The sequence below is a fragment of the Nonomuraea sp. NPDC050680 genome (genome assembly GCF_040654555.1).
In the GTDB taxonomy this organism is placed as follows: domain Bacteria; phylum Actinomycetota; class Actinomycetes; order Streptosporangiales; family Streptosporangiaceae; genus Nonomuraea.
Genome location: NZ_JBFAIF010000021.1, coordinates 29,809 through 44,338, shown reverse-complemented (window position 1 = coordinate 44,338; position 14,530 = coordinate 29,809). Strand labels below are relative to the sequence as shown.

Sequence of the window (14,530 nt, the reverse complement as noted above, 5' to 3'; positions counted from 1 at the left end):
CGCTGTTCATCCAGCCTTGACTCCACTGTCACAACCCTGTCAGTCGAGGTGGACATACCTGGACCGTGGACCGCAGATCCTTCCTCGCCGCGGCGGCAGTGACGCTCCTCGCGCCATCCCAGCAGGCAGCAGCAGCCTCTCTCCAGCAGACCAGAACCCTCAAAACGGACCCCTTCACCCTCGGCGTGGCCTCCGGAGATCCGTCCACCGACGGCTTCGTCCTCTGGACCCGCCTCGCCCCGAACCCCCTAGCCGGCGACGGCCGCGGCGGCATGCCCTCCCGCGGTGTGGACGTCGACTGGCAGGTCTCCACCGACGAGCGCTTCTCGAAGATCGTCAAATCCGGTACGGCCGAGGCACGGCCGGGCGCCGCTCACAGCGTCCACGTCGAGGTCGCGGGCCTGGAGCCGGGGCGCGAGTACTTCTACCGGTTCAAGAGCGAGGGCAGGCTCTCGCCCGCCGCCCGGACCAGGACCACGCCCACGGGTGAGCAGCCGCTCACGTTCGCGGTGGCCGCGTGCGCGCACTACGAGCACGGCTACTACACCGCCTACCAGAGGCTGGCCGAGCAGGAGCCCGAGCTGGTGGTGTTCCTGGGCGACTACATGTACGAGTACGGCCCCAGCGGCTACACCGCGCTGGCCGGCCGGGTACGCACGCACACGCCGGGCAAGTGCGAGACGCTGGCCGACTACCGGCTGCGGCACGCCCAGTACAAGAGCGACCACGACCTCCAGCGGGCGCACGCCGTGGCGCCATGGCTGGTGGCCTTCGACGACCACGAGGTGGAGAACAACTGGGCCGGCTCCGTCTCCAGCACCGGCGCCCCCGGCTTCCCCCGGCGCCGGGCGGACGCCTTCAGGGCGTACTACGAGAACATGCCGCTGCGCCGGGCGAGCCTGCAGGGCGCGGTGCTGCGGGTGAACCGGCGCGTCTCCTGGGGGTCGCTGGCCCGCTTCCACCTGCTCGACACGCGGCAGTTCCGTGACGACCAGGCGTGCCTGGACGGGGTACGCGCGGGGTGCGACGAGCGGCTGGCGGCCGGGCGTACGCTGCTGGGCGCCGACCAGTGGCGCTGGCTGGAGGACGGCCTGCGCGGCTCCGGCACCCGGTGGAACCTCCTCGGGCAGCAGATCCTGATGGCGCAGCGCGACTACAAGGTGGGGCCGGGCCGCGAGGTCAACCTCGACGCGTGGGACGGGTACGCCGCCGAGCGGACCCGGCTGCTGGGCTCGCTGTCCGGCACCTCGAACCCGGTCGTGCTGACCGGCGACGCCCACATGCACCACCAGGCCGACCTCAAGACCGACTTCGACGACCCCGACTCGCCCGTGGTGGCCAAGGAGCTGGTGACGTCGTCGATCGCCAGCGACGGGGACGGGTACCGGGACCGGACGTGGATCGCCGAGTCGCTGCAGGAGAACCCGCACATCTCCTACATCGACCAGCGGCGGGGCTATCTCATGGCCAAGGTCACTCGTGATGATATTTCGGTGGATTTCCGGACGTTGGATTACATCTCCCGCAAGGGCGCCCCGGCCAAGACCGCCCACAGCCTCACCATCCCGGCCACCGCCGGACCCCGAGCCTGAGCCCCGCCCGGACCCGAGCCCGCCCGGACCCGAGCCCGCCCGGACCTGAGCCCTCTGGACCCGAGCCCTCCGGACCCGAGCCTGAGGCCCCCGGGTCCGAGCCTGAACGTTCGCTGTCAAAGGGCTGAGGGTTCGCTCAACGGAAACGCGGCCGAGCCACCCCATGTGGCCCGGCCGGTGGGTCGTCAGCTCTCCGGCCAGCTGTCGTCCGGGAACTCGCCCGTGGTGCTGTCCGCCATGACCACCTGGTCGCTCTCGCTCAGGCCCGAGGTGATCTCCACGTACTGGTCGCCGCGCACCCCCGTACGCACCGCCCGTGCCGCGTCGCGCCCGCCCGAGCGTACGGTGACCACGCTGGTGCCGTCGGCCCGGCTCTTCACCGCCTCGGCCGGTACGTAGATCCCGTCATTGGCCGTGCCCGTCGTCACCGACACCGAGGCGGTCTGCCCGAGCATCAGCCCGCGCGGCGGCCGGTCGAAGGCGAGCGTCACCGAGTAGCGGACGAGCTGGTTGCTCACGGTGGCGGTCGGCGCGATGCGGGTGACCGTGCCCGGGTACTTCTGCGCGCCCCGCGTGGCCAGGGTGATGCTAGCCTGCTGGCCGAGCTTGAGCTTGTTCACGTCGGATTCGGTGACCAGCGCGTCGACCTGGAGCTCGTTCAGGTCGCCGAGGCTGATGAACGTACTGGTGCCCGCCGTGTCGCCGACCGATCCGGCCACCGACAGAACCGTGCCGGCGGCGGGGGCCACGATCCGGGTGCCGCGCACCGCGTCGGTGGCCTGCTCGAGGGCGGCCTGGGCGCGGTCCACGTTCGCGCTGGCCTGGTCCTCGCTGATGCCGCCCTTGCCGTTCGTACCGGCGCAGGGGCTGCCGCCCTGGGACTGGCGGGTTCCGGGCGTGGCCTTCCCGGTCGGCCGGCCCGAGGCACCGGGCGACGGCTTGCCCGTGGGCCTCCCGGTGGCCTTACCTGTGGGTTTCCCGGTGGCCTTGCCCGTGGGTTTCCCAGTGGGCTTGGCGGACGGCTTGCCGGTGGAGGTGCCGGTCGGCGAGGCTGACGGCCGGCCGCCGTCCGGCGTGGCCGTGACGGTCGCGGTGACGGTCGCCGTGGCCGTGACGGTGACCGTGACGGTGGGCTGCGGCTCGGGGCCGCTCGGCGTGGGCTCCGGCGTCGGCGTCCAGGTGGGCCGGGGGGTCGGCGTCGTACCCGGAGTGAGCGTCGTGGTGGGGCCGGTGTCCACGACGGGCGCGGCGGAAGGCCCGAAGGCACCCCTGCCGGTGCCCGTTGAAGGTCCGGAGGCGCCGGTGTCCACGACGGGAACCGCAGACGGCCCGAAGGCGCCCTTGGCGGCGACCGCGCCCGCGACGGAGGCGGACGTGCCGCCGCTGCTCGGCGCGCACGAGGCCGTGCTGGTGGCGGCGGTCGAGGCGGTCTCGAGGGCCTCCTCGGCGGCGGCCAGGTCGGCGGTGGCGGCCGTGTAGCCCTCGCGGGCCGCCCGGCTGTCCACCCGGGCCAGCACCTGCCCCTTCTTGACCTTGGCGCCGACCTTGACGTAGACCTTGGTCACCGTTCCGGAGCCGCCGAAGCCCAGGTCACGCCGCGAGCCGTCCACGGTGTTGCCCGCGGCCGTGACGGAGGCGGTGACGACGCCCCGCTTGGCCGCGGCCAGCCGTACCTGGGCGGCGGGCTCCGAATCGTCACGGAGTGCCAGCACCAGGCCGGAGCCGGCCACCAGGACGGCCAGGGCGAGCCCGCCGAGTTTGAGCGCCTTCGGCGGGATAGTCGATCTCATGAAGGCCCATCATGGCGTGAACAGGTGGGTACGAGGCTGCGAGCGGGCTCAGAGTTGTCTGTGTGTCTCCGTATGCTCCGCTTTTGTCAGCGAACCTTCAGCTAGCTCGCATCTGCAGCGCAGACTGGTGTGCAAGGGTCACCGCCTGTGAAGGTGTCGACAAGGCGCAGAGCGCTGATGACCAACGGAGCCCTGAGCGTGCTCCTGCTGGGCGGGGTCGCGTTCGCGTACGCCCAGCTCGGCACGGGCCAGGTGGCGAGCGAGACGACCACCCGCACGGTGACCGCCGGACGCGGCACCGTGACCGCCTCGGTGTCCGCCTCGGGGGCGGTGGAGAGCTCCAAGAGCAGAGCGCTCACGTTCGGCACGAGCGGCACGGTCGAGCACGTCTACGTCAAGGCCGGTGACAAGGTTCGCAAGGACGACATCCTGGCCAGGCTCGACGACGCGGCCGCGCAGGAGAGCCTGTCGGCCGCCCGCGCCACGTACAACAGCGCCGTCGACGACGGGACCTCGACCGCCCAGCTCTACGCCGCCTACATCAAGGCGCGCAACGCCTACCGCGAGGCCCAGCGGACGGCCGCGGCGACGGTGCTGCGAGCGCCGTTCGGCGGCACGGTCACGGCCGTCAACGGCGCCGTCGGCGGTTCCTCCAACGGATCCGGTACGTCCTCCGGCACCTCCGCCACGCAGAGCACCGGCCAGAGCGGGCAGAGCGGCAGCCAGTCGGGCAGCGGATCGGGGTCCGGGTTCATCGACCTGGCCGACACCGGCAAGCTCCAGCTGGTCGGTACCTTCACCGAGTCGGACGTCAGCAAGCTCAAGGTCGGCCAGGCGGCCACCGTCACCTTCGACGCGCTGCCGGGCGTCACCGCCACCGGCAAGGTCACCCAGATCGAGCCGGTCGCCGCCACCAGCAACAACGTCGTGCAGTATCCGGTGACGATCTCCTTCACCAAGGTCCCCAAACAGGTGCGACTCGGACAGACCACCACCGTGGAGGTGGTGACCGGCGAGGCGGAGAACGTCATCTCCGTACCTTCCACCGCGATCTCCACCAGCGGCGGGCAGAACACGGTCACCCTGCTCAAGAACGGCCAGCAGGTCCGAACCCCGGTCGAGGTGGGCGTACAGGGCGCCTCGCTGACCGAGATCAAGTCGGGCCTCTCCGAAGGCGACCAGATCGTCCCGCCGGCCACCACGACCACGGGCACCGGCAACAACCAGCGGCAGGGCGGCTTCGGCGGCGGCTTCCCCGGTGGCGGCGGCGTGCCGGGAGGCGGGCGATGACCACTCCCGTCCTACGCGTGCAGAACCTGGTCAAGGAGTACGGCGAGGGCGAGGCCAGAGTACGGGCGCTGCGCGGGGTGAACCTCGACGTCGAGCAGGGAGACTACCTCGCCATCATGGGCGCCTCCGGCTCCGGCAAGTCGACGCTGATGAACATCCTCGGCTGCCTGGACGTGCCCACCACCGGCCGCTACCTGATCGACGGTGCCGACGTCGGGCAGCTCGACGAACACCAGCTCGCCAAGCTGCGCAACCGCCGGGTCGGCTTCGTCTTCCAGTCCTTCAACCTGATCCCGCGCATGAGCGCGCTGGCCAACGTCGAGCTGCCGCTGGTCTACGGCGGCATCGGCCAGGCTGAGCGGCGCAGGCGCGCGCTGGCCGCGCTGGAGCAGGTCGGCCTGTCGGACCGCGTCCACCACGAGCCCAACCAGCTCTCCGGCGGCCAGCAGCAACGCGTGGCCGTGGCCAGGGCGCTCATCACCGTCCCCGCCCTGCTGCTGGCCGACGAGCCGACCGGCAACCTCGACACCGCCTCCACGCAGGACGTACTGGAGATCATGGACAGGCTCAGCGAGTCGGGCCGCACGATCGTGCTCATCACGCACGAGAACGACGTGGCGGCGCACGCCAAGCGGGTCATCAGGCTGGTGGACGGCGAGATCGTGGAAGACGTCCGGCAGGGCCCGATCGACGGGCCGCCGCCGCGGATGGCGGAGGTCGCCCGATGAACCAGTTCGAGGTCCTGCGCTTCGCCCTGCGCGGGCTGCTGGCCAACAAGATGCGCAGCTCGCTGACCACGCTCGGCATCCTCATCGGCGTCGCCGCGGTCATCATGCTCGTCGCCGTCGGTGAGGGCTCCTCGCAGAGCATCACGAAGAACATCCAGCGGCTCGGCGCCAACACGCTGACGATCTCCCAGTCCTTCGCGGGCGGTGGCGGAGGCGGCGGCGGGTTCGGGCGGGGCGGCGGTGGCGGGGCGCCCGGCGGCGCGCAGCAGAACACCGGCCCGCGTACCCAGGCCAGGGAGCTCAGCCTCGCCGACGCCAAGGCCCTGACCGACAAGACGGTGGCCCCGTCGGTCAAGTCGGTCTCGCCGGTCGTGACCGCCTCCTCGGCCGCCACCACCTATGGGGCGGCCAGCCACTCCATCGCTCAGCTCGTCGGCACCTACCCGAGCTACTTCGAGGCCACGAACAAGCCGGTCACCAAGGGCACGTACTTCTTCAACGACGACGTGCTGGCCGCCCGAAAGGTCGTGGTGCTCGGGCAGACCGTGGTCGAGGAGCTGTTCGGCGCCCTCGACCCGATCGGCAAGCAGGTGACGGTCTCCGGGGTGCCGTTCACGGTGGTCGGCGTGCTGAAGGAGACCGGATCGACGGGCGGTCAGGACGCCGACGACGTGGCCATCGCGCCGCTGCCGGCCGTACAGCAGAGCCTGACCGGGTTCGGCTCGCTCAGCTCCATCGTCGTGCAGGCCGGCGGCTCGACGGCGACGGAGTCGGCGCAGTCGGAGGTCACGGCCATCCTCAACCAGCGGCACGGCATCACCGGCACCGCCTCGGCCGACTTCCGGATCCTCAACCAGGCCACCCTTCAGGAGACCGTCAGCGCGGCGACCGGCACGTTCACCGTGCTGCTCGGCGCGGTCGCGGCGATCTCGCTGCTGGTCGGCGGCATCGGCATCACCAACATCATGCTGGTGACCGTCACGGAGCGGACCAGGGAGATCGGCATCCGCAAGGCCATCGGCGCGCCCAGGAGCGCGATCCTGGGCCAGTTCCTGATGGAGGCCACGCTGCTCAGCCTGGTCGGCGGGCTCTCCGGGGTGCTGGTGGCGTTCCTGGGCACCCGCTTCACCGTCGCGGGCATCCAGCCGGTGCTCGTACCGTCGTCGGTCGCGCTCGCGCTGGGCGTCTCCGTCGGCATCGGCTTGTTCTTCGGCAGCTATCCCGCCAACAGGGCGGCCAAGTTGAGGCCGATCCAGGCCCTGCGCCATGAGTGACGGACCCCCGAAGGAGACAGAAATGGCCAAACTCGACGGCTCGCCGTATCCGGAAGATCTGGACAGCGAGCTGGCCGTCCAGCCGCGGAAGCCGCTGTCGAAGGTGACGCTCGCTCTGATCGCGGGCGTGGTGCTGGTGGCCGGGGTGGTGATCGGCATCCAGGCGCAGAAGGCGCTGGGCGCGCCCGCCACGGCCGCCGCCATGCAGCCGGGCGGCCGGCAGCTGCCCGGTGGGTACGGCCAGCAGGGCAGGCAGCCGGGCGGGTACGGTCAGCAGCCAGGTGGCCGGCAGCAGATGCCGGGCGGCTACGGTCAGAGGATGGGCGGGGCGGGCGGCGGCACCGTGGGCACGGTCGAGAAGGTCGAAGGTGGCAAGATCTACGTCAAGACCATGGACGGCTCCACGGTCACGGTCACCACCACCGAGGCGACCACGGTCCAGGTGACCAAGCCGGGCAAGCTGGCCGACCTGCGAGCCGGCACCAACGTCGTGGTCCGCGGCGAGAAGGGCGGGGACGGCTCGGTGGCCGCCACCTCGATCAGCCAGGGGGGAGTCGGCAGATGACCGAGCCGGAGGCCAGGCTGCTGGTGGTGGACGACGAGCCCAACATCAGGGAGCTGTTCTCCGCCAGCCTGCGGATGGCCGGGTTCGAGGTGCTCACGGCGGCCGACGGCAAGGAGGCCCTGCGGGTCGCCGAGCAGAGCACGCCCGACCTGGTCATGCTGGACGTCATGCTGCCCGACCTGGACGGCCTGGCGGTCGCGGGCAGGCTGCGCTCCCGCGGCCGCCGGGTCCCGGTGCTGTTCGTGACGGCCAAGGACACGCCGGAGGACCGGCTCGCCGGGCTCGGGCTCGGCGAGGACTACGTGACCAAGCCGTTCAGCCTGGAGGAGGTCATCGCCCGCATCCGCGCGGTGCTGCGCCGGACCCGGCGGGGCGCCCCGCCACCGAACCGGCTGCGCATCGCCGACCTGGAGCTGGACGAGGAGACGCACGAGGTGTGGCGCGACGGCGTCCAGGTGCGCCTGTCGCCCACCGAATACCGGCTCCTGCTCTACTTCATGCTCAACGCGGGACGGGTGCTGTCCAAGACGCAGATCCTCGACCACGTCTGGAACGGCGACTGGCGCACCGACGTCGGGCTCGTCGAGTCGTACGTCTCCTATCTGCGCCGCAAGATCGACACCGGCGAGCGGAGATACCTGCACACGCTGCGTGGCGTCGGCTACATCCTGCGCCCGCCCAAGGATTGATCCCGGCTCCGCATGGCAGGACTGAGGAGGTATCTCGCGCGGACGCCGCTGTGGCTGCGGCTCGTCTCGGCCACCTTGCTGATGGTCACGCTGGCCATCACGCTGACCGGGTTGTTCGCCGTACGGCTGCTGCGCGGCTATCTCGTCGAGCGCGTCGACCAGCAGCTGCGTGCCGCCAGCGTGTCGTGGCGGGGCGCTCCGCCGCCTCCTGAGCCACAGCCGGGCCCACGCCCGCAGCGTTTCTTCGGCCTGTTCCACTCGGTGCTGGTGGACTCCACCGGCGCCAAGATCCGGACCATGACCGAGTCGACCGAGACGCACACCCCCAGGCTGCCGAGGCTTACCAGCGCCGACGTCGCGCTCATGGCCGGGCAGCCCTTCACCGTCGACTCGCAGGACCCGCAGGGACCCTACTGGCGGGCCGTGGCCATGCCGGGCCGCGACGGCGACAGCAGGATCATCGCGATCAGCCTGGGCGACCTGGACGACACGGTCTCCCAGCTGCTGCTCATCGTGGCGGTCGGCGGCGGCGGGACCCTCGTGGTGCTCGGCTTCGCCTGTTATTGGCTCGTACGGCGAAGCCTGCGCCCTTTGGGGGAGATCGAGCGGACCGCCCGCCACATCGCGGACGGCGACCTGTCCCGCCGGGTGCCGCTCTGGTCGGCCACCACCGAGGTCGGCAAGCTCGGCCGGGCCCTGAACGGCATGCTCGCCCGCATCGAGGTGGCCGTGCGCGAGCGTGAGGCGGCGGCCGAGTCGGCGCGCGAGTCGGCCCGGTCGGCGCGGCGCTCGGAGGAGCTGACCCGCAGGTTCATGGCCGACGCCTCGCACGAGCTGCGGACCCCGCTCACCTCGATCAGGGGGTTCGCCGAACTGTTCCGGCTCGGGGCGGACAAGGACCTGGCGGAGGCGACCCGGCTGCTGAGCCGGATCGAGGGCCAGGCCGCGCGGATGGGCCTGCTGGTGGAGGACATGCTGCTGCTGGCCCGGCTCGACCAGCGCCGCGAGCTCGGCGAACAGCCCGTCGACGTGCTCAGCCTCGCGGCCACCGCGGTGATCGACGCCCAGACGCTCGCTCCGGACCGGAAGATCGAGCTGGTCATGCTGTACGGGAGCGAGGGGGCGGTGTTCGTGACCGGTGACGAACCGCGGCTCGGGCAGGTGCTGGGCAACCTGGTCGGCAACGCGCTCAGCCACACACCGCCGGGCACGGCCTTCACCGTCGGGGTCGGCGCGCGTGACGGGCAGGCCGTCGTCGAGGTGGCCGACGAGGGGCCGGGGTTCTCGCCGGAGGTGGCCGAGCGGGTGTTCGAGCGGTTCTACCGGGCCGATCCGGCGCGCAGCTCCGGCGGTGCCGGGCTGGGGCTGTCGATCGCGGCCACCCTCGTCGAGGCGCACGGCGGCAGCGTTTCCGCGTCGAGCGTGCCGGGCAAGGGCGCCACCTTCCGCGTCACGCTCCCGCTCGCCCCCTCGTCCCCGGCCACCCGGCCTCAGCGTCAGACGAGCGGGCAGGCTGGGGCTCAACGGCACGAGTCCTAGCCTGAGGCTGGAGCTCCGCCTCAGCCTCAGTCTCAGCCTCAGTCTCAGCCTCAGCCTCCGCCTCAGCCGAACGCGTAGCCGTACAGGCCGGGGCCGCTGCTCAGCGCGCGGACCTTCCCCGGGAGCAGGCCGGGACTCGGGCCCGTCTGGCGCGAGCCGGGCACGTACAGCACCTTGCCCTGGTCCGGCGCCGCCACCACCAGCCCGTACAGCGGACGCTCTTTGGTGAGCTGCCGGTAGCGCCCGCCGAGCGCGGGCAGCGCGGCCAGGGACGCGCCGAAGTCGCGCCCCTTGCCCTTGATGAGCAGGTCGCCGTCCTTCGTCAGCCCGCCCTTCCTGGCCCCGGCCAGCACCTGCACCCCCTTTTCTCCGGGTACGCCGACGGCCAGCTCGTCGTCGCCGTCGCCGTTGAAGTCCCCGGCCGCCAGCGCGGCGCCGAACCGGTCGTAGTACCGGGGCGTGCCCTTGAGCAGCCGCTGCGTCCACATCTCCGACCGGGCGCCGCGCAGCAGCGCGCTCCCGCTCCCGTACAGGACGTGCACGGCCCCGTCGCCGTAGTCCATCGCCCGCTGGTTGGCGCTCAGTCCTTCGCCGGGTACGCCGACGGCCAGGTCGTCGTGCCCGTCGGCGTCGAAGTCGCCGGTCGTCAGCGCCGCCCCGAACGCGTCCCACTTCTCCGCCGAGCCCTTGATCCCGGGGCTGCTCTGGGTCAGGAGCCCGGCCCGCCGGCCCCGCACGTCGATGACGGTGACGGAGCCCTGACCGTCCTGGGTGACGCTGTCGGCGGGCGCGCCCACGGCCAGCTCGGCCCGCCCGTCACCGTTGAAGTCGCCGGTCGCCAGGGCCGCGCCCCACTGGTCCGTCACGTTCGCCGCCTGCCGTACCCAGGAGGTCTTCTGAGTGATCTGGTACGGCTTGCGGCCCTTCATCCAGTAGATCGTGACGCCCCCGCCCGTACGGTGGCCAGGGGCGCCCACCGCGAGCTCGTCGCGTCCGTCGCCGTCGAAGTCACCGGCGGCCAGCGAGGCCCCGAACCGGTCGCTCGACGGCTTCGCCGGCGCCAGCTCCTTGCCCCGCCGCAGGCCCGTGGGCGAGCCGTGGAACAGCTCGACGACGCCGTTGCCGTCGGCCCCCGGCACGCGCTCGCCCACGAACTCCTCTGACACGCCCACCGCGAGGTCGGCGCATCCGTCCGCGTTGAAGTCGCCGACCGCGAGAGCCGAGCCGAACGAGTCACCCGGCTCGGCGCCCTCCTGGGTCAGCTTCTCCTTGCGCCCGCTGCCGTAGACCACCGTCACGGAGCCGGCCCGCCGGTTGTCGTAGGGGGCGGCCACCGCCAGATCGGGACGGCCGTCGTCGTCGAAGTCGGAAGGGGATCCGCCACACGACGGAGCCGCGGCGTGGCTCGTACCCGAAACGAGGGGAAGAACCAGGCAGGCGGCTAGCAGTGCGTTCATACTGGTAGGTATTTCCGCCCCGACCGAACCAGGTCTTAACGCCACGGGAACGTGCCAGGATAGGCGGGTGGACATCGACCTCGCGGATCTGGGTTTCTGGCGCCAGTCCCCCAAGACCCGGCATGAGGCGTTCGCCAGACTCCGGCAATTAGAGCATCCAGTGTTCTTCCCGGAGAAGAAGGTGCCCTTCCTCCGGTCCGGCAGCGGCTTCTACGCCCTGGTCAGGCACGCGGACGTGGTCGAGGCCAGCCGCGACGCCAAGGTCTTCTCCAGCGAGCCCGCCGTCACCAACCCGGAGCCGCCCGGCTGGGTCAAGCAGGTGTTCGGCGAGTCGATGGTCAACATGGACGACCCGCGCCATGCCCGGTTGCGTCGCATCGTCACCCGCTCGTTCAGCCCGCGCATGCTCTCCGGCCTGCAGGACGACATCGAGGCCGCGTGCCGGCGGATCGTCGACGACGTCATCGAGCAGGGCCCGCGCGACTTCGTCGGCCAGGTCGCGGCCCGGCTCCCTATCCACGTCATCTGCGACATGATGGGCATCCCCGACGACCTACGGGCGAAGGTCCACGAACACGTCGACGTCTCCACCGCCTACACCGGCGTACGCCCCAGCCTGGTCCGCAGCGTTCAGCTCGCCGGCCAGAACATGCTGGCCCTCCTCGCACTCCAGCGCATGGTGATCAAGCTGGGACACGAGCGGGCCGCCGATCCACAAGGCGACCTGGTGTCCCTTCTCGTCACCGCCAACCCCGACGGCGAGAAGCTCACCGACCGCGAGCTCGGCTCCTTCTTCGCCCTGCTCCTGGTGGCGGGCAACGAGACCGCGCGCAACACGATGGCCCACGGCATCAAGCTGCTCACCGACAACCCCGCGCAGCGCGAATTGCTGATGGAGGACTTCGACGGCCGCATCGGCAACGCGATCGAGGAGATGGTCCGCTACGTGTCGCCGATCATGCAGTTCCGGCGCACGCTGACCCAGGACTACTCCCTGCGCGGCCTGGAGCTGAAGAAGGGCGACAAGGTGGTCCTCTTCTACGGCTCGGCCAACCGCGACGAGACGGTCTTCCCCGATGCCGACAGCTTCGACATCACCCGCGAGACCAAGCCGCACGTCGGCTTCGGCGGGCCGGGCCCGCACTTCTGCCTGGGCGCCAACCTGGCCAGGCAGGAGATGCGGACGATGTTCCGGGTGCTGCTGACCAGGTTGCCGGAGATCCGCTCGGTCGGCGAGCCGGAGCTGCTGCTGTCCAACTTCGACAACAGCGTCCGCAGTCAGGGGTTCACCTTCTGACCTGCCCCTCCGTGGCCAGGATGTTCCTTCTGATCGTCAGGAAGGTGATCAGTGCCGCGACGACCATCATCGCGGCGCTGATCAGCATCGCGGTGTGGAAGCCCGCGTTGAAGACGGGCGGGTTCTTGAAGGCGTCGCCGACCAGGCCGACCAGGGGCGGCACCGCGGCCACCGCGAGCAGGCTGCCGGTGCGGGCCACCGCGTTGTTGACGCCGCTGGCCGTACCCGCGTGGCGCTCTTCGGCGGTGGCCAGCACGGTCGCGGTCAGCGGCGCCACCGCCGCCGACAGACCGAGCCCGAACACCGTGACCGCGGGCAGGACCTGAAGAACGTAGGAGGCGCCGAAGCCGATCGTGCTCATCCAGAGGAACCCGAGGCCGGCCACCAGGATGCCGATCGTCATGGGCCAGCGCGGGCCGTAGCGCTTGGCCATCTCGCCGGCGCGCGCCGACAGCAGCAGCATCAGGATCGTCGTCGGCAGCAGCGACAGCCCGGCCGGGGTCGCCTTGAACCCGGACACCACCTGCAACTGCACGACGAGCAGGAAGAAGACGACGCCCATCGCCGCGTACATGATCAGCGTCACGACGTTCACGGCCGTGAAGACCCGATCACGGAAGATGCTCACCGGCACCAGCGCGTCGGGGGACCTGCGCTTCTCCAGCACCACGAACGCCGCGCCCAGCGCCACCCCCACGACCAGCGGGATCGCCGCGCCCTTCTCGATCAGGCCGTAGGTGAGGCAGGCCAGGGCCAGCGCCGCCAGCACCGCGCCCAGTACGTCGAACCGGCCCGCGGCCTGCTCGTCCCTGCTCTCGGGCACGTGCCGCCGCGTGACCAGCACGACGAGCGCCGCGACCGGCAGGTTGAGCAGGAACGCCCACCGCCAGCCCGCCGTCTGCACCAGCACCCCGCCCAGCAGCGGACCGATCGCGGCGGCCACTCCACCCAGTCCCGACCAGGCGCCGACCGCGCGCGGCCGGTCGTCCCTGACGAACGACGCCTGGATGATCGCCAGGGACCCCGGGGTGAGCAGCGCGCCGCCGACGCCCTGCAGCGCGCGGGCGGCCACCAGGAACTCGACGTTCGGCGAGAGCCCGCACAGCGCCGAGGCCAGCGCGAACCAGACCGTGCCGATCAGGAACACCTTGCGCCTGCCGTAGCGGTCGCCGAGCGAGCCGCCCAACAGGATCAGCCCGGCCAGGGTGAGCGTGTAGGCGTTGATCGTCCACTGCAGGCCGGCCATGTCCGCGTCGAGGTCGTCGCCGAGGAAGGGCAGCGCGACGTTCACCACGGTGCTGTCGAGCAGGGCCATCCCGGAGCCCAGCACGGTCGCCGCCAGGATCCAGCGCCCTCGGGCGGACTTGAGCGCTACATGGTCGTCGTGCATGAGGGCAATCTTGTCATCCCTTTTGGTACATAGCGGGCAGCCCTCCCTGAAGAAGTCCTATCCAGGACCCTCAGCGCTGCCCAGGGGCCGCCGGAGCCTCACTCTGCGCCTGCCCAGGAAGAGCCCTCAGCCTCTTCGCGGAGAAGTTCATGGAGAGGTGCTGCTACCCAGGGCCCTCAGCACGAAGCCCGTCACCAATGCCCCCGCCGCCTCGACGGTGACCGCGCCGCTGATCAGAGGCACCCGCTCCGCGCCGATCACCGCGATGATCATTCGGGCCGTCGCCTCGACGTCGACCACTTGAAAATCGGCCGACTCGATGCCGCTCTCCAGGATCCCCACCAGGATGCGCTGCATGGGCGCCACGTGCTCGGCGAGCTGCTGGTAGGCGTCAGGGCCGAGGGCGGCGCTGAGATCCGCCGCTCCCGGATGCGGGTGCGCGAGCAGGCCGGTCAGCTGCAGCCGGACGAACACCCGCAGCCGGTCGGCGGGGGAGGCGACGGCGGGCAGCTCCTGCTCGTAGCTGTCGATGAAGTAGCTGGTGACCCGTTCGGTGAAGGCCAGCAGCAGGGCGGCCTTGTCCGGGTAGTAGTTGTAGAGGACGGTCCGGGTGATCTCGGCCTCGTTCGCCACGTCCGTCATGGAGATGGCGTCGATCCCCTGCACCCTCGACAGGCGGGCGACGGCCTCGAGGATGCGATCGCGCGTCTGGGCTCGGTGCTCACCAATGGTTGCTGCGGAGATGCGGGGCATGCCTCCATGGTAGGCCGGTGCCCATCCGGCTATAGGCGGACTTCTCTAGGCCGGACTTCGCGCACGAGTGGCGTGGGACGGACCAGCCTATGGAAGACGGCGCGATCAGGTATTGCCAGCGGCGGACCAGCCCTCGGACGGTGGTGCGATCAGCTGTCATCAGCGG

Annotated in this window: 12 protein-coding genes; 8 read left to right on the top strand and 4 right to left on the bottom strand. The window is 71.1% G+C overall.

Features of this window, described 5'->3' with window-relative positions; translation table 11 throughout:
- The first annotated feature begins 65 nt into the window (after positions 1-65).
- Positions 66-1,592: an alkaline phosphatase D family protein gene (locus AB0H88_RS42215; protein ID WP_357654233.1), complete on the top strand. Its 1,527-nt coding sequence runs from the start codon at positions 66-68 to the stop codon at positions 1,590-1,592.
- A 185-nt stretch (positions 1,593-1,777) separates the two neighbouring features.
- Here AB0H88_RS42215 and AB0H88_RS42210 read toward each other — a convergent pair whose 3' ends face one another.
- Complete coding sequence (locus AB0H88_RS42210) at positions 1,778-3,382, bottom strand: efflux RND transporter periplasmic adaptor subunit (RefSeq protein WP_357654232.1); 1,605 nt, start codon at positions 3,380-3,382, stop codon at positions 1,778-1,780.
- 177 nt (positions 3,383-3,559) lie between these two features.
- On the opposite strand from AB0H88_RS42210, the gene AB0H88_RS42205 reads away from it, so the two are divergent.
- From AB0H88_RS42205 to AB0H88_RS42180, 6 genes are read left to right on the top strand one after another with little or no spacing between them, the layout of a single operon-like run.
- Positions 3,560-4,672, top strand: coding sequence for a biotin/lipoyl-binding protein (locus AB0H88_RS42205; protein ID WP_357654231.1), 1,113 nt, complete (start codon positions 3,560-3,562; stop codon positions 4,670-4,672).
- Entirely contained in the window at positions 4,669-5,400 is a 732-nt protein-coding gene (locus tag AB0H88_RS42200) for an ABC transporter ATP-binding protein (RefSeq protein WP_357654230.1), read from the top strand. The genes AB0H88_RS42205 and AB0H88_RS42200 overlap by 4 nt, the downstream gene beginning before the upstream one ends.
- Complete coding sequence (locus AB0H88_RS42195) at positions 5,397-6,674, top strand: ABC transporter permease (protein ID WP_357654229.1); 1,278 nt, start codon at positions 5,397-5,399, stop codon at positions 6,672-6,674. The genes AB0H88_RS42200 and AB0H88_RS42195 overlap by 4 nt, the downstream gene beginning before the upstream one ends.
- Before the next feature lie 22 nt (positions 6,675-6,696).
- Positions 6,697-7,239, top strand: coding sequence for a hypothetical protein (locus tag AB0H88_RS42190; protein WP_357654228.1), 543 nt, complete (start codon positions 6,697-6,699; stop codon positions 7,237-7,239).
- Positions 7,236-7,928 (top strand): response regulator transcription factor, encoded by a 693-nt coding sequence (locus AB0H88_RS42185; RefSeq protein ID WP_225291483.1) that lies wholly within the window; start codon positions 7,236-7,238, stop codon positions 7,926-7,928. The genes AB0H88_RS42190 and AB0H88_RS42185 overlap by 4 nt, the downstream gene beginning before the upstream one ends.
- Positions 7,929-7,940: 12 nt before the next feature.
- The gene (locus AB0H88_RS42180; protein WP_357654227.1) at positions 7,941-9,467 is read left to right on the top strand and encodes a HAMP domain-containing sensor histidine kinase; all 1,527 of its coding nucleotides are present in this window, start codon (positions 7,941-7,943) and stop codon (positions 9,465-9,467) included.
- Positions 9,468-9,529: 62 nt separating this feature from the next.
- Here AB0H88_RS42180 and AB0H88_RS42175 read toward each other — a convergent pair whose 3' ends face one another.
- The gene (locus AB0H88_RS42175; protein ID WP_357654226.1) at positions 9,530-10,924 is read right to left on the bottom strand and encodes an FG-GAP and VCBS repeat-containing protein; all 1,395 of its coding nucleotides are present in this window, start codon (positions 10,922-10,924) and stop codon (positions 9,530-9,532) included.
- A gap of 67 nt (positions 10,925-10,991) precedes the next feature.
- On the opposite strand from AB0H88_RS42175, the gene AB0H88_RS42170 reads away from it, so the two are divergent.
- Complete coding sequence (locus AB0H88_RS42170) at positions 10,992-12,221, top strand: cytochrome P450 (RefSeq protein ID WP_357654225.1); 1,230 nt, start codon at positions 10,992-10,994, stop codon at positions 12,219-12,221.
- Here the strand turns inward: AB0H88_RS42170 and AB0H88_RS42165 are convergent.
- Together AB0H88_RS42165 and AB0H88_RS42160 are read right to left on the bottom strand one after the other, a co-directional pair.
- The gene (locus AB0H88_RS42165; RefSeq protein WP_357654224.1) at positions 12,211-13,611 is read right to left on the bottom strand and encodes an MFS transporter; all 1,401 of its coding nucleotides are present in this window, start codon (positions 13,609-13,611) and stop codon (positions 12,211-12,213) included. The genes AB0H88_RS42170 and AB0H88_RS42165 overlap by 11 nt on opposite strands.
- 147 nt (positions 13,612-13,758) lie before the next feature.
- Positions 13,759-14,364 carry a TetR/AcrR family transcriptional regulator gene (locus AB0H88_RS42160; protein ID WP_357654223.1) on the bottom strand — a complete coding sequence of 202 codons (606 nt, stop codon included), beginning with the start codon at positions 14,362-14,364 and terminating at the stop codon, positions 13,759-13,761.
- Positions 14,365-14,530: the final 166 nt, after the last annotated feature.

Bases quoted from the DNA above. Each gene is read 5' to 3' on its own strand.
- AB0H88_RS42175 (WP_357654226.1), bottom strand. From the start codon at position 10,924: ATGAACGCACTGCTAGCCGCCTGCCTGGTTCTTCCCCTCGTTTCGGGT.
- AB0H88_RS42205 (WP_357654231.1), top strand. From the start codon at position 3,560: ATGACCAACGGAGCCCTGAGCGTGCTCCTGCTGGGCGGGGTCGCGTTC.
- AB0H88_RS42195 (WP_357654229.1), top strand. From the start codon at position 5,397: ATGAACCAGTTCGAGGTCCTGCGCTTCGCCCTGCGCGGGCTGCTGGCC.
- AB0H88_RS42180 (WP_357654227.1), top strand. From the start codon at position 7,941: ATGGCAGGACTGAGGAGGTATCTCGCGCGGACGCCGCTGTGGCTGCGG.
- AB0H88_RS42200 (WP_357654230.1), top strand. From the start codon at position 4,669: ATGACCACTCCCGTCCTACGCGTGCAGAACCTGGTCAAGGAGTACGGC.
- AB0H88_RS42190 (WP_357654228.1), top strand. From the start codon at position 6,697: ATGGCCAAACTCGACGGCTCGCCGTATCCGGAAGATCTGGACAGCGAG.
- AB0H88_RS42165 (WP_357654224.1), bottom strand. From the start codon at position 13,611: ATGCACGACGACCATGTAGCGCTCAAGTCCGCCCGAGGGCGCTGGATC.
- AB0H88_RS42160 (WP_357654223.1), bottom strand. From the start codon at position 14,364: ATGCCCCGCATCTCCGCAGCAACCATTGGTGAGCACCGAGCCCAGACG.
- AB0H88_RS42185 (WP_225291483.1), top strand. From the start codon at position 7,236: ATGACCGAGCCGGAGGCCAGGCTGCTGGTGGTGGACGACGAGCCCAAC.
- AB0H88_RS42210 (WP_357654232.1), bottom strand. From the start codon at position 3,382: ATGAGATCGACTATCCCGCCGAAGGCGCTCAAACTCGGCGGGCTCGCC.